At 74.6% G+C, this 23844-nt stretch carries 28 protein-coding genes; 9 read left to right on the forward strand and 19 right to left on the reverse strand.

Annotated features, from left to right (window positions below; all coding sequences use genetic code 11):
* Positions 1 to 163 precede the first annotated feature (163 nt).
* The 3 genes from H1A17_RS16105 to H1A17_RS16115 all read right to left on the reverse strand — a co-directional run bounded on the left by H1A17_RS16105 (position 164) and on the right by H1A17_RS16115 (position 2819).
* Positions 164 to 1717: a HAMP domain-containing sensor histidine kinase gene (locus H1A17_RS16105; RefSeq protein WP_145920378.1), complete on the reverse strand. Its 1554-nt coding sequence runs from the start codon at positions 1715 to 1717 to the stop codon at positions 164 to 166.
* The gene (locus H1A17_RS16110) at positions 1695 to 2441 is read right to left on the reverse strand and encodes a response regulator transcription factor (RefSeq protein ID WP_088645272.1); all 747 of its coding nucleotides are present in this window, start codon (positions 2439 to 2441) and stop codon (positions 1695 to 1697) included. The genes H1A17_RS16105 and H1A17_RS16110 overlap by 23 nt, the downstream gene beginning before the upstream one ends.
* A gap of 144 nt (positions 2442 to 2585) precedes the next feature.
* The gene (locus tag H1A17_RS16115; protein WP_194822240.1) at positions 2586 to 2819 is read right to left on the reverse strand and encodes a hypothetical protein; all 234 of its coding nucleotides are present in this window, start codon (positions 2817 to 2819) and stop codon (positions 2586 to 2588) included.
* 203 nt (positions 2820 to 3022) lie between these two features.
* Between H1A17_RS16115 and H1A17_RS16120 the strand changes: the two genes are divergently transcribed.
* From H1A17_RS16120 to H1A17_RS16130, 3 genes are all read left to right on the forward strand, one after another.
* Positions 3023 to 3973: a serine/threonine-protein kinase gene (locus H1A17_RS16120; protein WP_145920380.1), complete on the forward strand. Its 951-nt coding sequence runs from the start codon at positions 3023 to 3025 to the stop codon at positions 3971 to 3973.
* 77 nt (positions 3974 to 4050) lie between these two features.
* Positions 4051 to 4476 carry an OsmC family protein gene (locus H1A17_RS16125; RefSeq protein ID WP_145920381.1) on the forward strand — a complete coding sequence of 142 codons (426 nt, stop codon included), beginning with the start codon at positions 4051 to 4053 and terminating at the stop codon, positions 4474 to 4476.
* A gap of 273 nt (positions 4477 to 4749) precedes the next feature.
* Positions 4750 to 5577: a hypothetical protein gene (locus H1A17_RS16130; RefSeq protein ID WP_168222513.1), complete on the forward strand. Its 828-nt coding sequence runs from the start codon at positions 4750 to 4752 to the stop codon at positions 5575 to 5577.
* A gap of 19 nt (positions 5578 to 5596) precedes the next feature.
* Here the strand turns inward: H1A17_RS16130 and H1A17_RS16135 are convergent, their stop codons facing one another.
* The 5 genes from H1A17_RS16135 to H1A17_RS16155 form a co-directional block, all read right to left on the reverse strand.
* Positions 5597 to 6124, reverse strand: coding sequence for an ATPase (locus H1A17_RS16135; protein ID WP_145920382.1), 528 nt, complete (start codon positions 6122 to 6124; stop codon positions 5597 to 5599).
* 159 nt (positions 6125 to 6283) lie between these two features.
* Positions 6284 to 6730 carry a response regulator gene (locus H1A17_RS16140; protein WP_088645276.1) on the reverse strand — a complete coding sequence of 149 codons (447 nt, stop codon included), beginning with the start codon at positions 6728 to 6730 and terminating at the stop codon, positions 6284 to 6286.
* A 128-nt stretch (positions 6731 to 6858) separates the two neighbouring features.
* Entirely contained in the window at positions 6859 to 7209 is a 351-nt protein-coding gene (locus H1A17_RS16145; RefSeq protein WP_228543643.1) for an STAS domain-containing protein, read from the reverse strand.
* 82 nt (positions 7210 to 7291) lie between these two features.
* Positions 7292 to 8338: a B12-binding domain-containing protein gene (locus H1A17_RS16150; RefSeq protein ID WP_145920383.1), complete on the reverse strand. Its 1047-nt coding sequence runs from the start codon at positions 8336 to 8338 to the stop codon at positions 7292 to 7294.
* Positions 8335 to 10137: a PP2C family protein-serine/threonine phosphatase gene (locus tag H1A17_RS16155; RefSeq protein ID WP_194822241.1), complete on the reverse strand. Its 1803-nt coding sequence runs from the start codon at positions 10135 to 10137 to the stop codon at positions 8335 to 8337. The genes H1A17_RS16150 and H1A17_RS16155 overlap by 4 nt, the downstream gene beginning before the upstream one ends.
* 250 nt (positions 10138 to 10387) lie before the next feature.
* Here H1A17_RS16155 and H1A17_RS16160 point away from each other — a divergent pair, with 250 nt between their 5' ends.
* Both H1A17_RS16160 and H1A17_RS16165 read left to right on the forward strand, forming a co-directional pair.
* On the forward strand, positions 10388 to 10735 hold the full coding sequence (locus H1A17_RS16160) for an STAS domain-containing protein (protein ID WP_194822256.1): 348 nt from the start codon (positions 10388 to 10390) through the stop codon (positions 10733 to 10735).
* Between the two features lie 113 nt (positions 10736 to 10848).
* Positions 10849 to 11205, forward strand: coding sequence for an STAS domain-containing protein (locus tag H1A17_RS16165; protein WP_145920385.1), 357 nt, complete (start codon positions 10849 to 10851; stop codon positions 11203 to 11205).
* Positions 11206 to 11280: 75 nt separating this feature from the next.
* Here the strand turns inward: H1A17_RS16165 and H1A17_RS16170 are convergent, their stop codons facing one another.
* Both H1A17_RS16170 and H1A17_RS16175 read right to left on the reverse strand, forming a co-directional pair.
* Entirely contained in the window at positions 11281 to 11616 is a 336-nt protein-coding gene (locus H1A17_RS16170) for a hypothetical protein (RefSeq protein ID WP_228543644.1), read from the reverse strand.
* 155 nt (positions 11617 to 11771) lie between these two features.
* Positions 11772 to 13073, reverse strand: a complete 1302-nt coding sequence (locus tag H1A17_RS16175) for an NAD(P)/FAD-dependent oxidoreductase (protein WP_145920386.1) — start codon at positions 13071 to 13073, stop codon at positions 11772 to 11774.
* Positions 13074 to 13286: 213 nt separating this feature from the next.
* Between H1A17_RS16175 and H1A17_RS16180 the strand changes: the two genes are divergently transcribed.
* Both H1A17_RS16180 and H1A17_RS16185 read left to right on the forward strand, forming a co-directional pair.
* A complete protein-coding gene (locus tag H1A17_RS16180) occupies positions 13287 to 14372 on the forward strand; it encodes a hypothetical protein (protein ID WP_145920387.1) in 1086 nt (361 codons plus the stop codon).
* Positions 14373 to 14576: 204 nt separating this feature from the next.
* A complete protein-coding gene (locus tag H1A17_RS16185; protein ID WP_145920388.1) occupies positions 14577 to 15605 on the forward strand; it encodes a LacI family DNA-binding transcriptional regulator in 1029 nt (342 codons plus the stop codon).
* Here H1A17_RS16185 and H1A17_RS16190 read toward each other — a convergent pair whose 3' ends face one another.
* From H1A17_RS16190 to H1A17_RS16210, 5 genes are all read right to left on the reverse strand, one after another.
* Positions 15606 to 15896: a DUF6510 family protein gene (locus H1A17_RS16190; RefSeq protein WP_145920389.1), complete on the reverse strand. Its 291-nt coding sequence runs from the start codon at positions 15894 to 15896 to the stop codon at positions 15606 to 15608.
* A gap of 16 nt (positions 15897 to 15912) precedes the next feature.
* Entirely contained in the window at positions 15913 to 16668 is a 756-nt protein-coding gene (locus tag H1A17_RS16195; protein ID WP_194822242.1) for a ferredoxin reductase, read from the reverse strand.
* A 1-nt stretch (position 16669) separates the two neighbouring features.
* Positions 16670 to 17269, reverse strand: a complete 600-nt coding sequence (locus tag H1A17_RS16200; RefSeq protein ID WP_145920391.1) for a sulfite oxidase-like oxidoreductase — start codon at positions 17267 to 17269, stop codon at positions 16670 to 16672.
* A gap of 100 nt (positions 17270 to 17369) precedes the next feature.
* Entirely contained in the window at positions 17370 to 18389 is a 1020-nt protein-coding gene (locus H1A17_RS16205) for a TerC/Alx family metal homeostasis membrane protein (protein ID WP_145920392.1), read from the reverse strand.
* Between the two features lie 249 nt (positions 18390 to 18638).
* Entirely contained in the window at positions 18639 to 19052 is a 414-nt protein-coding gene (locus H1A17_RS16210) for a DUF2267 domain-containing protein (protein ID WP_194822243.1), read from the reverse strand.
* A gap of 169 nt (positions 19053 to 19221) precedes the next feature.
* Between H1A17_RS16210 and H1A17_RS16215 the strand changes: the two genes are divergently transcribed.
* Complete coding sequence (locus tag H1A17_RS16215) at positions 19222 to 19494, forward strand: DUF2795 domain-containing protein (protein WP_145920394.1); 273 nt, start codon at positions 19222 to 19224, stop codon at positions 19492 to 19494.
* A 190-nt stretch (positions 19495 to 19684) separates the two neighbouring features.
* Here the strand turns inward: H1A17_RS16215 and H1A17_RS16220 are convergent, their stop codons facing one another.
* From H1A17_RS16220 to H1A17_RS16230, 3 genes are all read right to left on the reverse strand, one after another.
* Positions 19685 to 20656 (reverse strand): pirin family protein, encoded by a 972-nt coding sequence (locus H1A17_RS16220; protein WP_194822244.1) that lies wholly within the window; start codon positions 20654 to 20656, stop codon positions 19685 to 19687.
* Positions 20657 to 20723: 67 nt separating this feature from the next.
* A complete protein-coding gene (locus tag H1A17_RS16225; protein WP_228543645.1) occupies positions 20724 to 21641 on the reverse strand; it encodes a cell wall-active antibiotics response protein in 918 nt (305 codons plus the stop codon).
* 93 nt (positions 21642 to 21734) lie between these two features.
* A complete protein-coding gene (locus H1A17_RS16230; protein WP_145920396.1) occupies positions 21735 to 22568 on the reverse strand; it encodes a DedA family protein in 834 nt (277 codons plus the stop codon).
* Positions 22569 to 22639: 71 nt separating this feature from the next.
* On the opposite strand from H1A17_RS16230, the gene H1A17_RS16235 reads away from it, so the two are divergent.
* Entirely contained in the window at positions 22640 to 22819 is a 180-nt protein-coding gene (locus H1A17_RS16235) for a hypothetical protein (protein WP_194822245.1), read from the forward strand.
* Positions 22820 to 22908: 89 nt separating this feature from the next.
* Here H1A17_RS16235 and H1A17_RS16240 read toward each other — a convergent pair whose 3' ends face one another.
* Positions 22909 to 23763 carry an SAM-dependent methyltransferase gene (locus tag H1A17_RS16240; RefSeq protein ID WP_194822246.1) on the reverse strand — a complete coding sequence of 285 codons (855 nt, stop codon included), beginning with the start codon at positions 23761 to 23763 and terminating at the stop codon, positions 22909 to 22911.
* Positions 23764 to 23844 lie beyond the last annotated feature (81 nt).

Raw genomic sequence — 23844 nt, forward strand, 5'->3', positions numbered from 1 at the left:
GGCGACGCCGCGCGGGCCGGCGGTGCGCCCGCCGCGGCGGGCGGACCCGATGCGGGTGCGGTCGCGGTGTCGTCCGGCGGGCTGGCCGGCGTCGTCAGCAGACTCTCGGTTCTGTCCATGCGGCCAGCCTCGACGAGCGGGTTGGGGCGGCCCCATGACCGAGCTATGCGTGGGCTGTGGAATCCGGCGGCGCCGGCGCGGCGTGGTCCGGGGGCGTCGGGGAGGCCGGCAGCCGGACGGTGAAGACCGTGCGGCCCGGCCGGCTCTCCAGCTCGACGGTGCCGTGGTGGGCCTCCACCACGGCGGCCACGATGGCCAGGCCGAGGCCGGTGCTGCCGTGCTGCCGGGACCGTGAGCTGTCGCCCCGGGCGAAGCGTTCGAACACCTCGTCGCGCAGTTCCGGGGGCACCCCGGGACCGTCGTCGGTGACGCTGAGCTCCACCGCGTCGGGCACCGGGGCGATGCGGGTGGTGACGGTGGTGCCGGGCGGGGTGTGCACCCGCGCGTTGGCGAGCAGGTTCGCCACCACCTGGTGCAGCCGGACGGCGTCGCCGGGCACCTCCACCGCCTCGTCGGGCAGGTCGAGCTGCCACCGGTGTTCGTCGCCGGCCACGTGCGCGTCGCTGACCGCGTCGACCACCAGCGCGGTCAGGTCGACCGGCCCGGTGGCCAGCGGTCGGCCGGAGTCCAGCCGGGCCAGCAGCAGCAGGTCGTCGACGAGGCTGGTCATCCGGGTGCTGGCCGATTCGACCCGGCGCAGCGCGTGGGCCACGTCCGGGGGCACCCGGTCCCGGCCCCGGCGGGCCACCTCGGCGTAGCCCCGGATCGCGGCCAGCGGGGTGCGCAGCTCGTGCGAGGCGTCGGCAACGAACTGGCGTACCCGGGTCTCGCTGGCCTGCCGGGCGGCGAGCGCGGCGGCGACGTGGCCCAGCATCCGGTTCAGCGCCGCGCCCACCTGCCCCACCTCGGTACGCGGGTCGGTGTCGGCGGCGGGCACCCGTACCGACAGCGCCACCTCACCCCGGTCCAGCGGCAGTTCGGCGACCCGCCCGGCGGTGGCCGCCACCCGGTTCAGCGGGCGCAGCGTGACCCGGACGATCAACGCGCCCAGGCTGCCGGCGACGAGCAGGCCGGCGGCGGCGACGCCGGCCTGGGCGACGACCATCCACCACACCGTCTCCTGCACCACGTCGAGCGGGATGGCGAAGACCAGGATGTCGCCGTCGGGGAGCTGGCGGGCCGCCGCCCGGTAGTCGCCCCGGTCGCCGAGGTCCACCGTGCGCGGCCTGTGGTCGGTGGGCAGGCCGGTCAGCGGGGCGGCCTCGGCGGCGCTGAGCGCTTCGGTCGGGCCGGAGAAACTGGTCCGGATTCGCGCCACGGTCTCCCCCTGTGGGGTGACCCGGACCCCGATCGAGCCGACCTGGAAGGTCGGTGGCGGCTCGGGCTGCCGGCTCGTCACCTGGTCGAGGGGCCGCTGCTGATCCGGGGCCCGTTCCCAGGGCAACCTGCTGTCGTGGCGGCGGTCGCCCATGGCGAGTTGGTCGTCGACCTGGCTGATCAGGAAGTGCCGCAGCGCGACCGTGGTCAGCCCGCCGATGCCGATGCTGACCAGCGCGAGCAGCGCCACCACGGCGAGCACCAGCCGACGACGCAGCGACCAGCCGGCCCACCAGCGACGCAGCCGGTCGGGCCGGTCACGGCGCGGGTTTGAGGACATAACCGGCGCCGCGCAGGGTGTGGATCATCGGCGCCCGTCCCACGTCGATCTTCTTACGCAGGTACGAGATGTACAGCTCGACGACGTTGGCCTGCCCGCCGAAGTCGTAGTTCCACACCCGGTCGAGGATCTGCGCCTTGCTGAGCACCCGGCGCGGGTTGCGCATCAGGTAGCGCAGCAGTTCGAACTCGGTGGCGGTCAGGGTGATCAGGTCGTCGCCCCGGCGTACCTCGTGGCTGTCCTCGTCGAGGGTGAGGTCGCCGACGGTGAGCACGGCCTCCTCCCGGGCGGTCACCGCGAAGCCGGTACGCCGCAGCAGGGCGCGCAGCCGGGCGATGACCTCCTCCAGGCTGAACGGCTTGGTGACGTAGTCGTCGCCGCCGACGGTGAGCCCGGCGATCCGTTCCTCGACCGCGTCGCGGGCGGTCAGGAAGAGCACCGGTACGGTCGGGGTCTGCTCGCGCAGCCGGCGCAGCACCTGGAAGCCGTCCAGATCGGGGAGCATCACGTCGAGCACCACCGCGTCGGGCTGGAACTGCCGGGCCGCGCTCAGCGCCGCCATCCCGTTGCCCGCGCTGCGCACCTGCCACCCCTCGTAGCGCAGCGCCATCGACAGCAGGTCGGTCAGGGTGGGTTCGTCGTCGACCACCAGCACCCGGACGGGTTCGCCGTCGGGGCGGCGCAACTCGATCCGGTGTGGTGCGGTCTGCCCGTCGGTCACCATGCCCCCATCGTGGGACCGGTTACTGGCGCTGACCTATGCGCATCCTGTGTGCCCGCTGTGCGGGTGCGGCGGCCCCGCTCGACCGTACCGGGCCGGGCGGCGTCGGGGGGCCGTTCCGGGAGCGCGGCCCGGCCGACCGGGTGACTACTGGCCCACCCCGGTCGGGTAGGTGTGCACGAACGACATCGTCCAGTGGCCGTCGCCGGCCGGCCGGTCCCGCTGGTAGAGGTGGTCGGGGCCGCCCCCGCCGGGGGCCGGCGGGGTGTCCGGGTGGCGCAGCACCCAGCGGGCGGGCGGCGTCCCCGCCGGGTCGGCCGGCAGGGTACGGACCAGGTCGTGGGCCGGCCCGCCGACGAAGCGTACGGTCACCTCGCCCATCGGGGCCTCCCTCCGGTGGCCGGCGGTCGCGCGGGCCACTGACGGCAAGCTACCGCACCCGGGACCGGGCCGGGGTCGCTCGACCGGGTCCACCAGGGTGCGGGGCGCAGCGGGCACGGTTTGCCCAGCGCAGCGGCCGGGTACCGGCTCGACAGCGCCATCGCCACCCCGGCGACGCGGTCGGCATGGACGGGAGCGGGTCGATGAGGACGCTGGCCGGGCGGTACCAGCTCGAACAGCGCATCGGCATGGGTGGGATGTCGGAGGTCTGGCGGGCCCACGACATCGTCCTGGACCGGCCGGTCGCGGTGAAGCTGATGTCCCCCGCCCACCGGGGCGAGCAGACCTCGGTCGAGCGGATCAGGGCCGAGGCCCGGTCCGCCGCCCGGTTGGTGCACCCCAACGTGGCCAGCGTCCACGACTTCGGCACCTCGACGACCCTGCCGGGCCGGGAGATGCCGTACATCGTGATGGAGTTGGTGGAGGGCGAGACCCTCGCCGCGCACCTGCGGGCCGGCCCGTTGGACTGGCGTATCGCGGTCCGGGTCTGCGCCGAGGTGGCCGCCGCGCTCGCCGCGGCGCACGCCCATGGGATCGTGCACCGCGACGTCAAACCGGCCAACGTGATGCTCACCCCGTCGGGGGCGAAGGTGCTCGACTTCGGTATCGCCACCCCGGCCGGTGCCCCCGACCACAGCCCGGACGGCATGCTGGTGGGGACTCCGGCGTACCTGGCCCCGGAGCAGTTCGACAGGCAGCCGGCCACCCCCGCCGCCGACATGTACGCCGTCGGCGTGCTGCTCTACTACTGCCTCACCGGGAAGTTGCCGTACGCGGCGGGGACCACCGCCACCCAGCTGGTCGGGTCCCGCCGGAAGATCACGCCGGAGCCGCTGCCGCCGGTCGCGGGGCTGCCGCCCGAGGTGGCCGACCTGTGCCGGCGCTGCCTCGCCGACGATCCGCGCGAGCGGCCCGGCAGTCTGGTGGCGGCCCTGGAGCTGGCGGAGGTGGTCGACGCCCGGGTCTACGTGCCGATGCTGGCCTCGGTGCCCCGGCCCCGCACCGCGCCGGTGTCGCCGTGGACCGAACGGGCGGCCGCCGAGGCGACCGAGGCGGTGGCGTTGCCCGACTGGTCCCGGACCGGACAGGTCTGATCCCGGCCGGCGGCGTGTCCCGGGCGTTTCACCCGTTCGTGGCCGGGAATCCGGCCGACGGATGAGGGGGGAACGCGATGCCGGATCCGAGTTCCTGGCTGCACGAGGCCAGCGCGACCGCCACGGGCGGGCACGTACGCACCGACGACGGTGAGCTGTCCACCGCGCTGGCGTCGCCGCTCGCGCCGCACTGCACCGGGTTGACCCCGGAGCAGCTGCTCGCCGCCGCCTTCGCCTCCTGCCTGCACCACGCGGCGGTCGAGGCGGCCGGGGAGATCACCGACGAGGCGCACACGGTGCAGGTGACCGCCGAGGCGAAGCTGGGACGCGACGACGACGGCCGGTACCGGGCCGACGTGCACGCCAGCATCTCGTCGGCCGGGTTGAGCCGGGAGCAGTTGGCCGAGCTGGTCGCGTACGCCGACCGGCTGTGGCCGTTCTCCAGCGACGACGGCAGCCGGCACCGGCTGACGGTGAGCGCGGCCGAGAACGGCCGGCACTGAGCCGGCGGCCCCGCCACGTCCGGGTGAGGCGGCCCCGCCGGGACGGCGGGTCGTCGCCTCCGCCGTTCGGCTGATGCCCCGCCTGCGGCCCGCGAGGGCCGAAGCCTGCCCGCTCCATCACGATATGACGGCGATGGCCGACACGAACGACATGCGTCGTTCACGGCTTTGACAGGGGCATGGGGGGAATATCCGGGCGGATTCCGGCCGATTGTGGCGTAGGCCACCCATACCACCGCCGGTCCGTGGCCGAAACCTCTCTAACCTCGTCGGGTGCACCCCGACGAGACCGCCGCGCCGCAGCCGCCCCGGAACCGCCCGGCCACCCCTTCGACCCCGGTGGCCTCGGACGAACGGAGGATCGGCCGGCACCGCGCGCCGGAGCCACCCCGACGGGGCGCCCGCGCCGCGCTCGCCTCGACCCCCGCCCGGATCGCCCTCGCCGGGGGTGTGACCTGCTGCCTGGGGCTCGTCGCGCTGGCCGGGACCCACCGGGTCGACCGGCAGCCCCGGCCGGTGCAGGAGGTGCTGGCCGACCGGGCCTCCGAGGAGCAGCGGGCCTCCCGGGCCCGGGAGCGGACCGCCCTGCCGGCCAGCCCGCTGCCGGCCAGCCCCCGCCCGTCGGCCACCCGCAGCACCGCGCCGAAGCCGACCAAGCCGGCCCGGCCCCGCCCGGTCGCCGGGCTCACCCCGGTGCAGATGGCCAACGCCCAGGTGATCGTCGAGGTCGGCGTCGAGCTGGGGGTGCCGCGCCGGGGCCTGGTGGTCGCCGTCGCCACCGCCATGCAGGAGAGCGACCTGCACAACCTCGCCAGCGACGTGCTGCCCGAGTCGTACGACCACCCGCACCAGGGCAGCGGCTCGGACCACGACTCGGTGGGCCTGTTCCAGCAGCGCCCGAGCAGCGGCTGGGGCACGGTCGCCCAGCTGATGCGTCCCGCCTACGCGGCGCGGGCGTTCTACTCCGCGCTGGCCGAGATCCCCGGCTGGCGGCAGCTCAGCATCACCGCCGCCGCGCAGGCCGTGCAGATCTCCGCCTACCCCGGCGCGTACGCGCGGCACGAGGACCGGGCCACCACCGTGGTCGACGCGTTGACCTGACCCGGCCCCGCCTGGTGGTTCAGGCGACCCGGGTGCCCGGCTCGGGCTGGTCGACAGTCACCTCGTCGGTGCCGGTGGCGACCCGGGTGGCCGGGACACCCCCGGCGGCGGCGGTCGGGGTGTCGACCGGCACCGTCTCGACGCTCAGCCCGGTCAGGAGCTGGTCGACCCGGGCCGCCCGGTGCCGCCGTTCGTGCAGCGACGCCTCGAACTCGCGGCGGGCCTGCACCGCCTCGGCGTACACCCGCTCGCGCAACTGCCGGGCCTCCTCCCGGGCGGCGTCCAGCTCGGCCCGCGCCCGGGCCAGCAGTTCGTCGGCCGCACCCGGGGCCGCCGGCCGGGCCGGGCCCCGGTCGGCGTCGGCCCGCCGCCGGTCGACCATCGCCAGGAGCAGGGTGGTCTCCTGGCGGATCTGGTCCCAGTCCCGCCCCGCGCCGGCGATCACCTCCGCCCGCGCGGCGAGCCGGGTCAACCGGACTCCGAGCTCGTCCAGGCAGGAATCGACCTGTCGCCGGTCGTAGCCGGACTCAACGACGGAGAACCTCATACGTGTCGCCCCCCAGGAAGCTGGTACGTCTGTCCCAGCTCGATCCTCGCGGCAGCCGACGACCCCCGGGGCGGTTCGAGAAAAATGTTCAGCAATTGCGGGGCGGCTCTTCGGGCCGACGACCGGGACGGACCCGACGCGCCGGGACACCCCGGGCGGTCAGGAACGCTTGGGCAGCACCACGACCCGACCGAAGAACTCGTCGATCCGGCGCACCACGTCGTTGAAGTCGTCCAGGTCGATCGGCTTGGTGACGTAGGCGTTGGCCTGGAGGCTGTAGCTGCCCACGATGTCGGTGTCCGCGTTGGAGGTGGTCAGCACCACGATCGGGATGGTGCGCAGGTCGTCGTCCTGCTTCACCTCGCCGAGCACCTGCCGCCCGTCCATCCGGGGCATGTTCAGGTCGAGCAGGATCACGTCGGGCCGCCGGGCGTCGACGTGCCGGCCCTCCTGCCGCAGGAACTCCATCGCCTCCTGGCCGTCACCGACCACGTCGATGACCTTGGCGATGCCGGAGTCCGCCAGGGCTTCCTCGATCATCAGCACGTCACCCGGGTCGTCGTCGACCACCAGGATGCGGACGGGGTTCGTGGCGCCTCGGTCCATGGGTCCAACCTGTCTGTGTCGGCGAGCGGGGGACGACGGTCTCGGTACCCCGTTGGCGGCCTGACCGAACGCGGTCACCCGCGGAGCGGGAACTGCGCGGTCACCCGCTGGCGGGGAAATTTAGCCCATCACCGGGCGGACGGCGACCGCGGGTCGGCGGTGTCGGGCTGATAGCGCAGCACGTCGGCCAGGCCGGTGATCTGAAGGACCCGGTCCACCCGGCCGGTCGCCCCGCACAGCCGCAGCCAGCCACCCCGGGCTGCGGCGAGGTTGTCCCCCCGGACGAAGGCGGCGATGCCGGTGGAGTCGCAGAAGGTCAGCTCGGTCAGGTCGAGCAGCAGGTGCCGCTGGCCGCCCGCGGCGAGCCGGTCGATCTCGGTGTTGAGTACCCCGGCCGAGCTGAGGTCCAGCTCACCGGCGAGCCGCAGACACACGCCGCCACCGTCCCGCTCGGCGTGCGTCACGGTGAAGGTCAACATCGTCCCTCTCGCTCCCACCACAGGCAGACCCTTGCAGTGCAGCAAGTATACGCAGCGCTCCCCCGGGGGCCCGCAAGGCGCGTCAGTGCCGCACCCCGCCGGACGCGACGGTCGCCGCCGCGCCGAGCGCCAGGAACCGCCCCGCCCGGGGGAAGTCCCGCAGGATGCGCGCGTAGTGCCCCAGGGTGGAGGCGACCGACCCGGCCGGCACCCCCCGGCTGGTCAGGATCGCCACCAGCCACGTCACGAAGTCGGTGAACAGCTCCGCGTCGTCGACGTAGAGGGCGGCGGCCAGGAAGTCCACGATGTACCCCAGGTCGCTCGTCGTGGCGTCCCACTGCGCCGGGGTGTAGTCCCCGACCGCCGGCATCCGGGCCCGCAGGTCCGCCACCGCCGAGTCGATCAGCTCGCCGCGCCGCTTCACCAGGCTGGCGTACTCGTCGTCGGCGAGGTGGGCGAGGTCGGCCGGGGGCACCCGGCGCAGCGCCCGCTCGTCGGCGACCAGATCGGCCGCGCCCGGGGCGTCCGGCGCCCAGGCGACCCCGAGCCGCCGGGCCCACCGGCCGTCCGCGCCGAACCCACGGCCACCGACCACCACCGGTACGTCCGAACGCCGGCACGCCTCGATCATCCGGTGTGCCTGCGGCAACCGCATCGGCAGGGCGCAGGCCAACGCGACCGCGTGCGCGTCGTGCCGGTGCAGGTACGACACCAGGTGGGCGGCCGGCACGCTGGCGCCCAGGAAGGTCACCTGCCAGCCGCGCAGCCGCAGCACCTCGGCTACCAGCCGGGGCGGCAGGGCGTGCCACTCACCGTCCATGCAGGCCACCACGATCCGTCCCCGGGTCGGACGTGGAGCGGCGTACCCGGCGACCGCCGCCACCGCCCGCTCGCTGATGTGCGTCGCGGCGTGCTCCTGCGCCACGCTCCACTCGTTGCGGGCCCACCGCTCGCCCACCTCGGTCTGCGCCGGGGCGACCAGGTCGAGCAGCACCCGCTCCGCCGGGACGCCGGCGTCGAGCAGCCCGGTGACGACCTCGATCGCGCCGTACTCGTCGGCCTCCTCCAGGCAGGCGAGGAAGTCGCCGAAGGCCCGGTACGGGTCGGCCGGGACGGTCGGGGCGGTCACGGTCGGGACGTCCTCTCCTCGGCCGGGCCCGGCACGGCCGGCACCGAGTGCAGGTGCCGCCGGGGGCGGCCACCCGGCCCGGTGGCCCGCAGGGCGAGCACCGCGATGTCGTCGTGGTCGCCGTGCGCCAGCCAGTCGCAGGTGACCTGCTCGACCCGCTCGGCGAGCGCCGCGGCGGGCATCCGGTGACAGCCGGTGACGGCGTGGACCAGCCGGTCCTGACCGAACTGCTCGTCGCCGCGCCGACCGCCCCGGGCCTCGGTCACCCCGTCGCTGTAGAGCAGGCAGGTCTCCCCCACCGCCAACCGGACGGTGACCTCGCCGATGCGGGGGTCGGGCACCACGCCGATCAGCATGCCGCTCAGCGGCACCGTCTCCACCTCGCCGCCGTGGCGCAGCACCAGCGGCGGCAGGTGCCCGCCACCGGCCAGGGTCAGCGACAGGCCGCCGTCGCGGTGCGGGCGGACCACCCCGAGCACCATGGTGGCGAAACGGCCCTGCCCGTGCGCCTGGGTGGTCTCCAGCAGGGCGTCGTTGAGCAGCTTCAGCAGCCGGCCGGGCCGCGACTCGACCCGGTAGAGCGCCTGCAGGCACTGGCGGAGCTGGCCGGTGAAGACCGCCGCCTCCACCCCCTTGCCGGAGACGTCACCGAGGAAGAACACCGCGCCGCCGTCGGCCAGCCGGTGCGCGCCGTAGAAGTCGCCGCCGATGCGCAGGCTCGCCTGGGAGGGCCGGTAGGCCGTGCCCCACTGCCCCCCGGCCACCTCGGCCGGTTCCACCGGCACCAGGCTGGCCTGGAGGGTGTCGGCCACCTCGGCCTGGTTGCGGTAGAGGACCGCGGTGGTGAGCGCCGCGCCGGCCCGGGCGGCGAAGGCCCGCACCAGCTCCACGTCGGCGTCGTCGTACCAGCGGGTACGCCGGGCCACCAGCAACACACCCGCCGGGGCGTCCCGACCGGGCAGCGGGACCACCCGGGCGGTCACCTCGCGGGCGCTGAGCCCCGGCAGCCAACCGGCCTCGACCGCCTGGTCGACCAGCCAGTCGACCGTGTGCGGCTCCACACCGGACAACCCCTCGACGATCGCCGGGGGTAGCGCGGCGGCGGGCAGCATGCCGCTGTCCACCGTGGGCGACTCGTCGTCGGCCCGGGTCGCCCGCCACCACCGGGCCCGCCCGGAGCGGGGGGCGAGCACCAGCACCGCCACCTCGGCCAGGGTCGGCACGGTGAGCCGGACCACGGCGGCGGCGGCCCGGTCCGGGTGCAGCGGGTTGCCCAGCTTCTCGCCGACCACGGCGAGGAAGGCCGACCGGGCCCGCTCGGCGAGCAGCGCGTCGGCCCGGGACACGCTGTCGGTGACGTCCTCGACGTACAGGCAGCTGCGGGAGCCGGACAGCGGCACCCGGCGGATGCGCAGCCGCCGGCCGTGGTGACCGAACCCGTCGGGCTCGGCGGCGGCCCCGGTCAGCACGGCGAGACCGGCGGCGGCCAGCGGACGGCCGGGGGACACCTCGGGCAGCAGCCGCGCGGCGACCGGGCTGACGTGCCGGACCATCCCGTCGGCGTCGCAGACGACCAGCCCCTCCCGGAAGTGTTCGACGACCTCGGACCAGGCCGGGTCGACGCGGTCCGGATCGGGCCGGACGGGGTCGGGCCGGGCAGGGTCGGGGCCGACCCGGTCGGGGGCCAACGGCGGCAGCCCGGTGGGCGCGCCGGCGGACCGCGCCGCAGCCCGACCGGCACTCGGCGTGGAGATCCGTCCGTCGCCCGGGTCGAAGCCCCTGACGTCGGCAGCACTCACCAGCTGAGCCCCACTCCCCTTGTCGCCATCCGGCGCATCCCGGATGTAGGCCGTATGTTCCAATCTGTTCCGCTCAGCCTACGCCGGAACGCGGTCACCGCCACCGCACGGCGTCCTGCGCGGATGCGCATCCCTGCGGGTCCACCGGCGGGTTGTTACGATCCGGCGTAGTCCGGCCCGACCGTCGGCCCTCGCGGAAAGGCGTGCTGTGGTGCCCCCTGGAAGGAAACCCGAGGCTGCCCCGTTGACCATGTCGGTGGACCGCTCCGACCCCGGGGCGCCGGTCCTGTCGGTCGGCGGTGAGCTGGCCTACGCCACCTCCCGCCCGTTGCGGGTGGAGGTCGACCGGGTGCTGGTGGAGCGCCCTGCGGTGATCGTCTTCGACTTCTCCGGGCTGACCTTCATCGACAGCACCGGCCTGTCGGTCATCGTGCACGCCTGGCGGGAGGGGCAACGGGTCGGGACGCTGGTCCGGCTGCGGGCCGTCCCCCGCTTCCTGACCACCATCCTCGACATGACCGGGGTCACCGGCCTGCTGGCCCGTCAGTTGCCGCAGCAGTCCACCCCCGCGCCGCAGCGCCCGGCCGCGTCCGCCTGAACCCGGGCACCGGGACGCCCGGTCCGGGGCGAACCGCCCGTACCGGGCGTGCGGGGACCGCGTCGGCCGAACCCCGGCGTTTCCCGATCACCCGTTGCTGGGAACATGGGGACATGCGCCCGCAGCTGTTGACCATCGAGGTGACCCGGCTCGACGCCGGCACCGCCCGGCTGCGGCTCACCGGCGACCTCGACTTCGACACCGCGCCGGAGCTGGTCGAGGCGGCGGCCGGGGTCCGCGCGGACGGTCACCGCACGCTGATCATCGACCTGGGCGGGGTCGGCCTGTGCGACTCGTCGGGGCTCAGCGCGTTCGTGGTGCTCAGCCAGGGCGGGGCCGGCCCGGTCCGGTTGACCGGGGTCGGCGCCCGGCTCCAGCAGCTGCTCGACCGCACCGGTTTGGCCGAGTTGCTGGCGGTGCAGGAGCAGCCGGCGGCCGGCACCGGCGACGACGTCCGCGAGGTGGGCTGAGCCGTCCGGCCGGGGTGGCCCCCGACCCTGGGACCAGGGGCCGGGGGCCGGGAGGAGGGCCTGGGCGGGTCACCGTCACGCGCTGACGACAGCCTCCTGCGCCTCGACGGCCGGTTGCCGGCGCGGCCCGGTCGACCGGGGCGCGGCGGACGACGGGGGTTCGACGTCCTCCGGAGGACCGGAATCGGGCAGTTGGAACAGGTACCGGACGAATCCCCCGCCCGACTCGTTGTCCTCCGCGCCGGGCCACTGCCCGGCACAGTCCATGCCCACCACCTCGCGGCCCGAGCCGTCGGCCTCCTCCACCAGCGCCCAGAGGCTCACCGGGTAGCACCGGGTCACCTCGGGGCCGACCTGCCAGCGGGAGTACCAACCGGGACGGGCCGGGACAATCTCCACGATCCTCTTCATGACGACCTACCCTTCCGCGTGCCTCGGAAGACCTCCGGTCGTCCCGATGGTCTGTCCCGCGCGGGTGAGCACCCCTCACCCCACGGGAGTGAAGCCGGGGCGGAGGTCGTCGCCGGGTCTCGCAGGCGTCCCGTGGCCGTCCGGGCGGCACCGGCTCAGCGGGTGCGCACCGGCACCTCGGGCGAGGAACTCTCCAGCGGCACGGCGTGGGCCGGGACCAGGCCGAGCTGCGTCGCCGGGCGGGGCAGCGCGGCGTCGAGCACCCAGTCGGCGCTCACCCGCGCCCGGTTGCCGGGCATCGCCAGCAGGTGGTAGCCCCGGGTGACCGCCTTGGCGGCCAGCCCCGACAGCGACAGCTTCAGCGGGTTCGCCGCCGCGTCCTTTCCGCCCAGGTCGACCACCCAGCCCAGGTCGTGGTGCTTGTACGGGCGACGCCGGCCGTGCCCGTAGGAGGCGGCGATGTTGTGCGCGGCGAGCTTGCCCTGCCGCTGCGCGTGCTGGGCGGTCATCGTGCAGAGCTGCCCGGGGCGGGTCAGGTCCGGCACGGCGGCGGCGTCGCCGCAGGCGTACACCTCGGGGAAGCCGGGGACGTTGAGATACTCGTCGACCACCAGCCGGCCCTTCTCGGTACGCAGGCCCAGCTCGGCCACGAACGGGTCGGGGCGGACCCCGACGCACCAGGCCAGCGTGCAGGTCGGGACGTACTCGCCGTCGGTGAGGTGCACCCCGTCGGCGGTGGCCTCGGCGACGGAGGTGCCCATCCGGACGTCGACCCCCCGGCGGCGCAGCACCCGGTCGGCGGTCTGCGACATCCGCTCGTCCAGCTCCGGCAGCACGCGGGGGGCGACGTCCAGCAGCATCCACCGGGGCCGGACGGTCAACCGGGGGCGTTGGGCGTGCAGCGCGTCGGTGAAGAGTTGCCCGTGCGCGGCGACCTCGGTGCCGGTGTAGCCCGCGCCCACCACGACGAAGGTGGACCGGGCCCGCTGCTCGGCCGGGTCCTGCGCCTGCTCGGCCAGCTCGATCTGGCGGACCACGTGGTCGTGCAGGTAGACCGCCTCGGGCAGGCCCCGGAAACCGTGGGCGTACTCGGTCACACCGGGGATGGGCAGCAGCTTGTTGACGCTGCCGACGCAGAGCACCAGCCGGTCGTAGGCGAGCTGGCCCCGCTCCCCCTCCGGGTTGGTGAAACCGACCCAGCGGTGGCGCAGGTCGACCCGGTCGGCCTCGCCGACGACCACCCGGACCCCGGGCAGGGTGCCGGTCAGCGGGACCGAGATCCGGGTGGGCTCGACCACCCCGGCGGCCACCTCGGGCAACAGCGGCAGGTAGAGGAAGTAGTCGGTCGAGTTCAGCAGCACGATCTCGGCCCGTCCGCCGGCCAGCCGACGCAACGTCTTCGCCGCGTGGTAACCGGCGAAACCGGCCCCCACGATCACCACCCGAGGTTTCGTCATGTCCGCTCCCTTCCCGGCGGTCAGCCCGACAAACGTGTCGGTCGCACCGGCACCGCCGCGCCGGAGCGCGGCGGACGAGGCCGTCGGGGGCAGTTTGATACATCAGTGACGGGCTCCCGACTGTCGTCACACCGCGTAGCCGACACCGTTGCTTTGGGCGCGCCTTCCGCTCACGCTGAGTTCCTGTTCGACCACCACCGATCGGAGGAACAGATGAGAGTTCGCCGTGTCGTCGCCGTCGCACTGGCCGCCCTGGTGGCTGCCGTGGGGCTCGCGCCGGCCGCACCCGCCGCGGCCGCCACCGCGGACCGCTGGGGCTTCGCCTACGTCGACAACCCCACCGTCACCAGCTGGACCGTGCTGGACACCAGCCGGCAGTGGGGCACCTGGAAGACCGCCTTCCCGGCCGCCTGGGCCGACGGCGTCAAACTCGCCCCGGGCCGGTTCCAGGTGCGCTTCCCGCAGATCGGCGCCGGTGCGCGCGGGGTGCCGCACGTGACGCCGGTCGACCGGGCCGGGCACTACTGCACGGTGGTGCGCTGGTTCCAGTCGGGCACCGACGAGATCGTCGACGTGCAGTGCTTCGCCCCCGGCGGCACCCGCGACGACAGCCGGTTCACCGTGCTGTGGACCGCCAGCTCCGGGGTGCTGCCGGCCGGCACCGCGCACGCCTACGTCCAGGGCGGGGTCAGCGGCCTGGTCCAGTCGTACGTGTCGACCGGGGCCCCCGCCGCGCTGGCCCCGCTCGGGGTCGGACAGTGGTCGGTGAAGCTGCCCGGGGTCGGGCTGGCCGGGGTGCTGGCCGGCAACGTGCAGGCCACCGCGATCCAGCCGAACGCCGGTCCGCGCCGGTGCACCGTCGCCCGCTGGGGCGCCTCCGGCACCGACGTGCTGGTCTACGTGTTCTGCTTCGACCAGGCCGGCGCGCCCGTGAACACCGACTTCACCCTCTCCTACCACCGGGGACGGTCGGTGGTCGGGTCGCTGGCCCCGCCGACGTTCTTCGGTCACCTGGCCAGCGCGGCGGGCGGCCCCACCAACGACAACTCCCAGCTCGGGGTGGGCGTCAACACCATCGCGCCGCTCGCCCCGGCCGGCCGTTACCTGGTCACCTTCAAGCAGCTCGGGCAGAAGGAGACGCACGCGCAGGTCACCGCACAGGGCACCGGGCCGAACTACTGCAACCTGACCCAGCCGTGGTCGTACGCGGTGGACGCCCCGGTGGACGTGATCTGCTTCGACAACACCGGCAGTCCCGCGCCGTACCAGGTGCTCGTCGCCTTCACCTCCCGGATCTGAGCCGTGCGGCGCCGCCCGCCGGTGGGCCCGGCGGGCGGTGCCGCACGGGGCGGACCGGACCGCCGCCCGGCGACCCACCGGCACCGCCGGGCGACCATCCCGTGGGCGGGGCCGTTGGTGATCTCCACCGGTGGGTCCGTTCGGCTAGCGTTGTCGGGCCGGCGGGTCCGACGGCCGAGTCACGAGCGACACGAAGGTGAACCGATGGGACCGAAGGCGAGCATCCGGGACGTCGCCGCCGCCGCAGGTGTCTCGGTGACCACCGTCTCCCACGTGCTGAACAACAAGTCCGGTACCCGGGTCAGCGCCCAGACCCGGGAACGGGTCGAGACGGTGGCCCGCCAGCTCGGCTACGCGGCGAACGGGCTGGCCCGGGGGCTGCGGCTGCAACGGTCGTACGCGCTGGGGCTGCTCGGTGACGTCGTCGCCGCCGCCGGCCAGGCCGGGCGGCTCGTCCTGGGCGCGCAGGAGACCGCGTCGGCGCGCGGGTGGGTGCTGCTGCTCACCACCGGCCGTGACCCCGAGGTCGAACGGCGGGAGATCCGGGCCCTGGCACGGCACCGGGTCGACGGGGTTCTTTACGCGACCATGGACCACCGGGTGGTGCGGGTCCCCGACGAGCTGCGCCCGATGCCGGTGGTGCTGCTCAACGCCCGCAGCGCCGACGCCACGGTCCCCTCGGTGGTGCCGGACGAGCGCGGTGGTGCCGCCACGGCGGTGCGGGAACTACTCGCCCACGGACACCGGCGGATCGGTTTCGTCACCACCGTCGACGACGTCCCCGCCGCCCGGGGCCGGCTGCTCGGCTACCGGGAGGCGCTCTGGGCGGCCGGGGTGCCGTACCGGCCGGAGCTGGTGTACGCCGACGTCGGCGACCCCGCCGGGGGGCACCGGGCGGCCCGCGCCCTGCTCGGCGCGGCCGACCGGCCGACGGCGCTGTTCTGTTTCACCGACGCGATGGCGATGGGCGTCTACCGGGCGGCGGCCGAACTCGGCCTGCGGGTCCCGCAGGAACTCTCGGTGGTCGGCTGCGACAACCAGGAGGTCATCGCCGACGGGCTGTTCCCCGCCCTGACCAGCGTGGCGTTGCCGCACCACGGGATGGGCGCGTGGGCGGTGGAGACCATGGTGGAGCTGCTCGACCGGCCGAAGGGGGCCCGCCGTCGGGTGGCCCGGCACGTCGCCCTGCCGTGCCCGCTGGTGCGCCGGGCGTCGGTCGCCGCCGCACCGTGATCAGCGCAGGGACGGCGGCGTGGTCGGCGGCATCGGCACCTGGAGGTAGGTCGCGCCGCGCAGGTCCAGCCAGGCGCGGTCGGGGGCCCGGACCAGCCGGAGCATCACCTCGGCGCAGGCCGGGCAGCGACCCACCAGCCCGGGGGCGTGGGCGTAGACGCGCAGGCCGGCCATCGGGCCGACCATGCCGCAGGACGCGCACCGCCCGGTCGCCGCGCTCAGGTCCACGGCGAGCAGCTCGCGCAGCGGCCCGTCGAGCATGTTGCCGTCCAGGTAGGACATCTCGGTCATCGGTTCTCCTCGCCGGTCAGCCGGTGGGCCCGAACCGTTCGGTGCGGACCCGGCGGGTCGGGTGGCCCAGCCCCACCAGCAGGTCCGCGACGGTCTCCACGAAGCCGGTCGGGCCGCAGACGTAGCAGAGCGGCTCCAGGTCCGCCGGCCAGCCGTGGGTGTTCACGTCGGCCAGGCCGATCCGGTGCGGTTCGCCCCGCCATCCGTCGGGGGCCTCGCGGGTGTAGACGTAGGTGACGTCCAGGCCGAGGTCGTCGCGGGCCCGGGTGCGCAGCTCGTCGGCGTAGATGACGTCCGCCGGGGTGCGTACCGAGTAGATCAGCCGGAACGGCGCGCGGTTGCCGGCGGCCCGGCGGGCCCGCACCATCGCCATCAGCGGCACCACCCCGGAGCCACCGGCGACCAGCAGCACCGGCGCGGTCTGCTCGGGTCGCCAGACGAACCAGCCGCCGACCGGGCCGCGTACCTCCACCGGGTCCCCCTCGGACCAGGTGTCGGTCAGGTACGGCGACACCTCGCCGTCGGGCACCCGCTGCACGGTCAACGCGATCCGCTCGCCGTCGGCCGGACCGGCAAGCGAGTACGACCGGGCCGCCTGGTACCCGTCGGGGGCGGTGAGCCGGACGTCGACGTGCTGCCCCGGCAGGTGCCCCGGCCAGCCGGGCACCGACAGCACGAGGGTCTGCGCGGTGGGCGTCTCGATCCGGCGCTGCGCCAGCCGGGCCACCCGCCAGCCCAGCGGCGTGGCCAGCCGGCCACCCGCCCCGGTCACCTCAGTCGCCCTGGTAGCGCTGCTCGCGCCACGGGTCGCCGTAGTCGTGGTAGCCGGCGGTCTCCCAGAAACCGGGTTCGTCCTCGACGGTCAGCCGCAGGCCGCGTACCCACTTGGCGGACTTCCAGAAGTAGAGGTGCGGCACCAGCAGCCGGGCCGGGCCGCCGTGTTCGGCGGGCAGCGGTTCGCCGTCGTAGCCGTGCACCACCCAGGCCCGCCCGTCGCGCAGGTCGTCCAGCGGCAGGTTGGTGGTGTAGCCGCCGTACGAGTGGGCCTGGGCGTAGTCGGCGGCGGTGTCCACCCCGTCGAGCAGCACGTCCAGCGAGACGCCCTGCCAGTTGGTGCCGAACTTCGACCACCGGGTGACGCAGTGGATGTCCACCGTGGGGGTCTCCTGCGGCAGCTCCATCAGCTCCGCCCAGGACCAGCGGACCTCGTCGCCGGTCTCGGTGGTGAGGACGAACTCCCACCGGTCCGGCGGGACCCGGGGGGTCGGCCCGGCGGACAGCACCGGGAAGTCCTCGGTCAGGTACTGCCCCGGCGGCAGGGCCGGGTCGGTCGTCCGGCGGCGGCCCTGGAAGCCCGGTGACACGATTCCCACCCGTCAGTCGTACCACCCGGCGGGCGTGGGCGGGAGGGTTCCGGCGGACCGGGCCACGACGGCGGCGGCCCCGTCGCGGGCCGCCGCCGGTCGCGTACCGTCAGTGCTTGTCGACGACGACCTCGGCCTCGCCGGGCTCCCGGTCACGGGTGGCCCGCAGGCTGGTGAGGGTGACCACGACCAGAACCCCGATGATCACGCCGAGTGAGGCCAGCGTCGGGATCTCCGGCACGCCCGGCCAGATGCCGTGCGCCCAGTGCAGGCCGAGCTTGACGCCGATGAAGGCCAGGATGATCGCCAGGCCGTAGCTGAGGTGCACCAGGCGGCTCAGCGCGGCGTGCAGCACGAAGTAGAGCGCCCGCAGCCCGAGCAGCGCGAACGCGTTGGTGGCGAAGACCAGGTAGGGGTCCTCGGTGATGCCGTAGACGGCGGGCACCGAGTCGACCGCGAAGACGATGTCGGTGGCGAGCACCGCGACCACCACGAGGGCGAACGGGGTGAGCGCCCGCCGGCCGTGCTGCCGGATCGTCATCCGGGTGCCGTGGTACTCGTCGACCACCGGCATGAACCGGCGCAGCAGCCGCACCGACCGCATCCTGTTGATGTCGATCTCCTGCTCGTGCCCGGAGAGGGCGTCGCGCAGCAGCTTGACCGCGGTGGCGATGAGGATGATGGCGAAGATCAGGAAGGCGAAGTCGAGGGTCTGCAACGCCGCCGCGCCGAGGGCGATGAAGACCGCACGCAGCACCAGCGCGCCCGCGATGCCGTAGAGCAGCACCCGCTGGGCGAGCACGGCGGGCACCGCGAAGGCGGCCAGCAGCAGCATGAACACGAAGAGGTTGTCGACCGACAGCGACTTCTCGACCAGGTAGCCGGTCAGGTACTCGACGCCCTGCTGGGAGCCGAAGCGGTACCAGACCCAGCCGCCGAAGGCCAACGGCAGCGCGATGTAGAACGCCGACCAGCCCAGCGCCTCCCGGATCGACACCTCGTGCGGCCGTCGGGTGACCAGGAAGTCGAGCACCAGCAGGGCGAGCACGCCGACGATGGTCACCGCCCACAGGGTGGGGGTGCCGACCGACGACAACCCACCGGCAGCAAAGTACGACAGATCGGTCATGGAGCCTCCTCGAACACCGTGCCATGTTCGAGGTCTCCTTCACCCACGTTCGCCGTGGGCAACCACCCGAGGCGCGCCCGGGGCACGCCGTACTGACCGGAATGGTTCGTGGGAAGTACTCCCCTCGTGCCGACCAGGTTAGGCCAGGTCCGGACGACTCGCCAAGTCAGGGCGGACTCCCGTTCCGGCGTGGTTGCCCTGGTCAACGGCTGTGTGCCCCGGTCCACCGCCCGGGGCGCGGCCGGTGGGTCAGGCCCGGCGCGGGGTGGCCATGCCGGGGGCGAGCGCCGGCTCCACCAGATCGCGGTAGTCGCGGGGCAGCCGGGTCACCAGATCGTCGAACTCGCCGCCGCTGACCGCCTCGTGGACGGTGCCGAAGACCACCCGCACCCCCTCCCGCGCGGCCGGCTCGTCCAGCTCGGCCCGGTGCGCCACCCGGGCGACGAACTCGGCCGCGCCGAACAGCTCGGCCGCCTCCGTACCGGGGCGGGGCCGCAGCGCCAGCCGCAGCGGCGCGGGCAGCTGCGTCGCCAGGTCGAGCACCTCACCCCCGGTCAACCGTTCGGCGAGGGTCGCCAGCGTCGCGTGGATCAGCACCACCGCCCGCTGCGGGTCGGTACGGACCCGCCGGGCCACCTGGTCGACGAAGGTGTCGTAGTTCATGCGGGGCTCCCTTCGACATGAGGCGGCTCGGTTACCCGCCGGGACGACCCGGAAACGACGCCGCCCGCCCCGGCCCGCCCGGGTTTTCCGCCCGTCGGCGCGTGACCGGCCGCCGGGCGGGTAACCGCCGCCGATCGTGACCGGATCGAGGCGGCGAGGAGGCCCACCGATGGCCAGTCGGACCGATGTCCTGCGGTACCTGTCCAGCCTGGACTACCCGGCGGCGAAGGAGGCCGTGGTGCGCCAGGCCGAACGGGAGGGCGCACCGCCGGACGTGCTGCGGGCGTTGCGGGCGCTGCCGCCGGTGGACTACGCCAACGACGCGGAGGTGGCCCGCTCCGCCCGGATCGACCCCGCCCCGGAGGTCGACGCCGCCCGGCGGGCGCAGCAGGCGAGGGAGAAGCAGCACCAGCGGGTCGCGCAGCACCTGCGGAGCATCTGACCCCGGACAGGCGGGCGCCCCGGGTCACGAACCGCGACCTGGGGCGCACGCGTGCCTGTTCACCGGCGAACCGCCGGGTGGCCACCCGAACCGGGTGGGCATCGCTGCCACGATCATCATAGGCCACGCCATCACCCGTACGGCTGATTCTGGAAATACTGTGGGCGAGCACACCACCGGGGCGGGCCGGTCAACCGTGCAGGTCCCCCCGCCGGTCCCGGGCCTTCAACCGGACGGTCGGCAGGTCCGGGGCGGGCAGCGGCGGGGCCGCGTCGTCGGTGACCCGCCCGAACCGTCGGCCGGCCATCCAGTCCTGGCGGGCGGCGGCCACCTCCTCGTGCGAGCGGCCGACGAAGTTCCACCACATGACCAGGGGCTCGTCGAACGGCTCACCGCCGAGCAGCATCAGCCGGCTGCCCGGCTCGGCGCTCACCTCCAGCCCGCCCCGCCCCGTGCCGAGGTAGAGCAGCGCGCCGGGCTCCAGCGACACGCCGTCCACCCGGGCCCGGCCGGACATCGCCAGCAGGGCGTACTCGAAGCGGGGTCGCAGTCGCGGCGTCGCCGGGGCCGGGCCGTGCGCCGCCAGTTGCACGCCGAGCAGCGGGGTGTGCACCACCGCCGGGGACGCCTCGCCGGCCAGCTCGCCGACGAGCAGGGTGTGGTCCCAGTCGCCGGACCGCCAGCGGGGCAGGTCGGCGTGGTGGGCGAAGCCGGCGGCACCGGCACGCGCCGGGTCGGGCAGCGCCACCCACAGCTGCACGCCGTGCATCAGCGGCGGATGGATGGCCGGGGACCGCTCGGAATGGGCGATACCGTGCCCGGAGGTCATCACGTTGAGCTGGCCGGGACGGATCGGCTGGACGTTGCCGAGACTGTCCCGGTGCACGATCTCGCCGTCGAGCAGCCAGGTGACCGTCTGCAACCCGGTGTGCGGGTGCGGGGGCACCTCCATGCCGGGGCGCTGCGCCACGTCGTCCGGGCCGAAGTGGTCGACGAAGCACCACGCCCCGACCATCCGGCGGGCCCGCTGCGGCAGCAGCCGGCGCACCGTGGTGTACCGGCCCAGCGGCACGTCGTGGCCGGGCAGCAGCACGCTGCCCGGGTCCTCGGGGGCGACGCCGGGTGGTCGGGTCTGCGCCGGCAACGATTCGGTACGGTCCACCGCCCGACTCTATGCCGGCCGGCCCGCGACGGGTCCGTCCCGGGACGGTTCGGTCCTCGACGACGGTTCAGTCCTCGACGACGGTGACGGTGTTCGCCCCTTCCACCAGGTCGAGGTAGAGCCGGTCGGGTGACCGGTCCCAGTTCGGCGAGCCGACCGTCGCGCCCCGGGCCAACCCGTCGCGCCGGTCGCCGTACCACACGACGCTGCCCGCGCCGGAGGCGGCGCGGACCCGGACCGGAGGGCCGCCGGGGGCGTGGACGACGAACTGGTTGACGCCGCCGGTCATCCGTACGGTGCGGGTGCCGGTGGTCGGCGGCAGCCGCAGGTCGATCCGGGCCGCGCCGCCGATCAGCTCCACCCCGGACAGCCGCGCGCCGGTGAGGTCGAGCACGTGGTCGCTGACCCCGCCGATCAGCCGCAACCGCCAGGTCACCCGCGCGTTGAGCGTCACGTCCACGACGCCCCGGCCGGGCCGGTCCCGGCGGGTCACCCGCAGTTGCACCCGGTCGCCGGAGACCTGGGGGCGGGGGGTGAGTCCGGCGTCGGCGGGGCTGCTGATCCGGTACAGGTCGGCACCGAGGTCGTCGGTGCGCAGCCGGAACGAGGTCACCCCGTCCATCAGCTCGAAGGTGGCCCGGCGCAACCCGTCGGCCGGCGCGGTCAGGGTCCGCCCGGGGGCCTCGGCGGCGCCCGCGCCACCGGGATCGGCGGTCGCCTGCGCCGGGGGCGCGGCGGTACGGTCACCGGAGGAGACGATCCCCAGCCGGTCGGGGTTCGCCATGGTCACCACCACCGCGATCGCACCGAGCGCGACCACCAGCGCCGCGGCGGCGGCCAGCAGCCGCGCGCCCCGGGGCCGGGGTGAGCGGTACGCCGCGTCCCCCGTCGCCTCGACCGGTTCCCCGGTCACCTCGATCACCGGCTCGAAGACCGGTCGCTGCTCTCCCGTCGCCGGACGGTACTCCTGCCCCGGCTCCGCCATCGTGCCTCCCCTGTCCCGGTCCCCGCACAGCAGTACGGCCCGGCCGCCGCAACGGATCATTCGGCCTGCCCGGAACCCGGCCGCCGCGACCGGTCAGTCGGTGTCGCGTCCCCAGAGGCCGCCCCGGTAGACGGTCCCCCGGTAGGGCGGGCCGTCGGCGACGTCCGGCCGCCCCGCGACGTCACCCCCGGACGCGTCGGCCGACCGGACGTCGGCGGCCGGGCCGTCGGCGGACCAGGCGTCGGTGGTCGGGGCGGCGGCGCGGGCGGCCCGCGCCCGGCGGACCCGGTTCACCACGAACCACCCGGCGGCGGCGACACAGACCACGATGACGACCTTCTGGAACGACCCGACGTACTCCTCGACGACGTGCCAGTTGTCGCCGAGCAGGAACCCGGCCATCACGAAGGTGGTGTTCCAGATCAGGCTGCCCAGCGTGGTGTAGAGCAGGAAGGTCATGATCGGCATCCGCTCCACCCCCGCCGGGATGGAGATCAGGCTGCGGAAGATCGGGATCATCCGGCCGAAGAACACCGCCTTGACCCCGTGCTTGAGGAACCACGCCTCGGTACGGTCCACGTCGCTCAGTTTCACCAGCGGCAGTCGGGCCGCGATGGACCGCATCCGGTCCCGCCCCAGCGCCGCGCCGATGCCGTAGAGCACCCACGCGCCGACCACGGAACCGAGGGTCGTCCAGAGGATCGCCGAGACCAGGCTGATCCGCCCCTGGGCGGCGGCGAAGCCGGCCAGCGGCAGGATCACCTCGCTGGGGATCGGCGGGAAGAGGTTCTCCAGCGCCACCGCCAGCCCCGCGCCGGGTCCGCCGAGCCGCTCCACCAGACCGGTGACGAACCCTACCGGCCCGTCCGAGGGGGGCTCGGCGGAGACGACCGTACGGGGGCTGAGCGCCAGGGAGCGTGGGATCATCCGACAAAGTTACGAGCCGGACGACGAATCGACCACGCGTACCGACGACACCCCACCGGTACGCTGGGCCGGTGCCGGCCCGACTGACCGAACTGTGGCGGTATCCGGTCAAGTCGATGCTGCGGGAACCGTTGCGCGACGCCACCGTGGACGGTCGGGGGCCGGGGGCCGTCGGCTCGCCGTGCTCGACCGTCCCGACGCCGACCTGGACGCCGCGCTGTCCCGGCCGCCCGGCCGGGAGGTCACGCTGACGCCACCTCCCGGGCGAGGACGCCGGCCCGCCGGCACGTGTACCGCGACGGCCGGGCACCTGCGGTCCGGCCCGACGGCCGGGTGCCGGTCAGGGCTTGCGGGCCACCGCGCCGTACACGCTGACCTCGTCGACCGTGGGCCGGGGCTGCGGTTCGGCCTCGGCCCGCCACTCGGCCACCGAGACGACGCCGGGTGCGACCAGGTCGAGGCCGTCGAAGAAGCGGGCGAACTCGTCCCGACTGCGCAGGTTGATCATCCCGGGCGGGGTGCCGTTACGGTTGCCCGCCCGCGCCTCCTCGGCCACGGCGGGTGGCAGGTAGTCGTAGGTGGCGTGCGACGCGGCCAGGTAGCTGCCCGGCGGCAGCGCCGCGAGCAACCGGCCGACCACCCCGTACGGGTCCTCGGCCTCCGTCACGAAGTGCAGGATGGCCACCAGCATCAGGGCGACCGGCTGCTCCAGGTCGAGGGTGCGGCGCAGTTCGGGGTGGTGCAGGATCTTCTCGGGTTCACGCAGGTCGGCGTCGATGTAGGCGGTGGCGCCCTGGGCCGAGCTGGTCAGCAGCGCCCGTGCGTGGGCCAGCACGATCGGGTCGTTGTCGACGTAGACCACCCGGGCCTGCGGGGTGATCGCCTGGGCCACGTCGTGGGTGTTGTTGGCCGTGGGGATGCCGGTGCCGATGTCCAGGAACTGCCGTACGCCGGCCTCGCGGGCCAGGTGGGCGACGGCGCGTTGCAGGAAACGGCGGTTCTCCAGGGCGGAGGTTCGTACGGTCGGGAAGGCCGCGGCCATCGCGTCGCCGGAGTCCCGGTCGGCCTGGAAGTTGTCCTTGCCACCCAGCCAGTAGTTGTAGCGGCGGGCCGGGTGGGCGACCGAGGTGTCGATCCGGTCGCTGGGGTGCGGGGCGGCGCCCGTCGGGGCATCGGCGGTCACAGGATCCTCCATGACTCCGCGCCATCCGGTCGTCGATGGCGTCCGTCCACTGTCTCCGGTCGATCATCGTAGAGGCCGCCCTGGTGGGGCCGA

The sequence above is a fragment of the Micromonospora sp. S-DT3-3-22 genome (genome assembly GCF_015354745.1).
In the GTDB taxonomy this organism is placed as follows: domain Bacteria; phylum Actinomycetota; class Actinomycetes; order Mycobacteriales; family Micromonosporaceae; genus Micromonospora; species Micromonospora wenchangensis.

Coding starts and splice junctions, on each gene's coding strand:
- H1A17_RS16205 (WP_145920392.1), bottom strand. CDS start 18,389: ATGACCGATCTGTCGTACTTTGCTGCCGGTGGGTTGTCGTCGGTCGGC.
- H1A17_RS16140 (WP_088645276.1), bottom strand. CDS start 6,730: ATGGACCGAGGCGCCACGAACCCCGTCCGCATCCTGGTGGTCGACGAC.
- H1A17_RS16110 (WP_088645272.1), bottom strand. CDS start 2,441: ATGGTGACCGACGGGCAGACCGCACCACACCGGATCGAGTTGCGCCGC.
- H1A17_RS16175 (WP_145920386.1), bottom strand. CDS start 13,073: ATGACGAAACCTCGGGTGGTGATCGTGGGGGCCGGTTTCGCCGGTTAC.
- H1A17_RS16160 (WP_194822256.1), top strand. CDS start 10,388: ATGTCGGTGGACCGCTCCGACCCCGGGGCGCCGGTCCTGTCGGTCGGC.
- H1A17_RS16125 (WP_145920381.1), top strand. CDS start 4,051: ATGCCGGATCCGAGTTCCTGGCTGCACGAGGCCAGCGCGACCGCCACG.
- H1A17_RS16115 (WP_194822240.1), bottom strand. CDS start 2,819: ATGGGCGAGGTGACCGTACGCTTCGTCGGCGGGCCGGCCCACGACCTG.
- H1A17_RS16240 (WP_194822246.1), bottom strand. CDS start 23,763: ATGGAGGATCCTGTGACCGCCGATGCCCCGACGGGCGCCGCCCCGCAC.
- H1A17_RS16215 (WP_145920394.1), top strand. CDS start 19,222: ATGGCCAGTCGGACCGATGTCCTGCGGTACCTGTCCAGCCTGGACTAC.
- H1A17_RS16120 (WP_145920380.1), top strand. CDS start 3,023: ATGAGGACGCTGGCCGGGCGGTACCAGCTCGAACAGCGCATCGGCATG.
- H1A17_RS16105 (WP_145920378.1), bottom strand. CDS start 1,717: ATGTCCTCAAACCCGCGCCGTGACCGGCCCGACCGGCTGCGTCGCTGG.
- H1A17_RS16190 (WP_145920389.1), bottom strand. CDS start 15,896: ATGACCGAGATGTCCTACCTGGACGGCAACATGCTCGACGGGCCGCTG.
- H1A17_RS16145 (WP_228543643.1), bottom strand. CDS start 7,209: ATGTTGACCTTCACCGTGACGCACGCCGAGCGGGACGGTGGCGGCGTG.
- H1A17_RS16185 (WP_145920388.1), top strand. CDS start 14,577: ATGGGACCGAAGGCGAGCATCCGGGACGTCGCCGCCGCCGCAGGTGTC.
- H1A17_RS16230 (WP_145920396.1), bottom strand. CDS start 22,568: ATGATCCCACGCTCCCTGGCGCTCAGCCCCCGTACGGTCGTCTCCGCC.
- H1A17_RS16225 (WP_228543645.1), bottom strand. CDS start 21,641: ATGGCGGAGCCGGGGCAGGAGTACCGTCCGGCGACGGGAGAGCAGCGA.
- H1A17_RS16135 (WP_145920382.1), bottom strand. CDS start 6,124: ATGAGGTTCTCCGTCGTTGAGTCCGGCTACGACCGGCGACAGGTCGAT.
- H1A17_RS16180 (WP_145920387.1), top strand. CDS start 13,287: ATGAGAGTTCGCCGTGTCGTCGCCGTCGCACTGGCCGCCCTGGTGGCT.
- H1A17_RS16165 (WP_145920385.1), top strand. CDS start 10,849: ATGCGCCCGCAGCTGTTGACCATCGAGGTGACCCGGCTCGACGCCGGC.
- H1A17_RS16210 (WP_194822243.1), bottom strand. CDS start 19,052: ATGAACTACGACACCTTCGTCGACCAGGTGGCCCGGCGGGTCCGTACC.
- H1A17_RS16170 (WP_228543644.1), bottom strand. CDS start 11,616: ATGAAGAGGATCGTGGAGATTGTCCCGGCCCGTCCCGGTTGGTACTCC.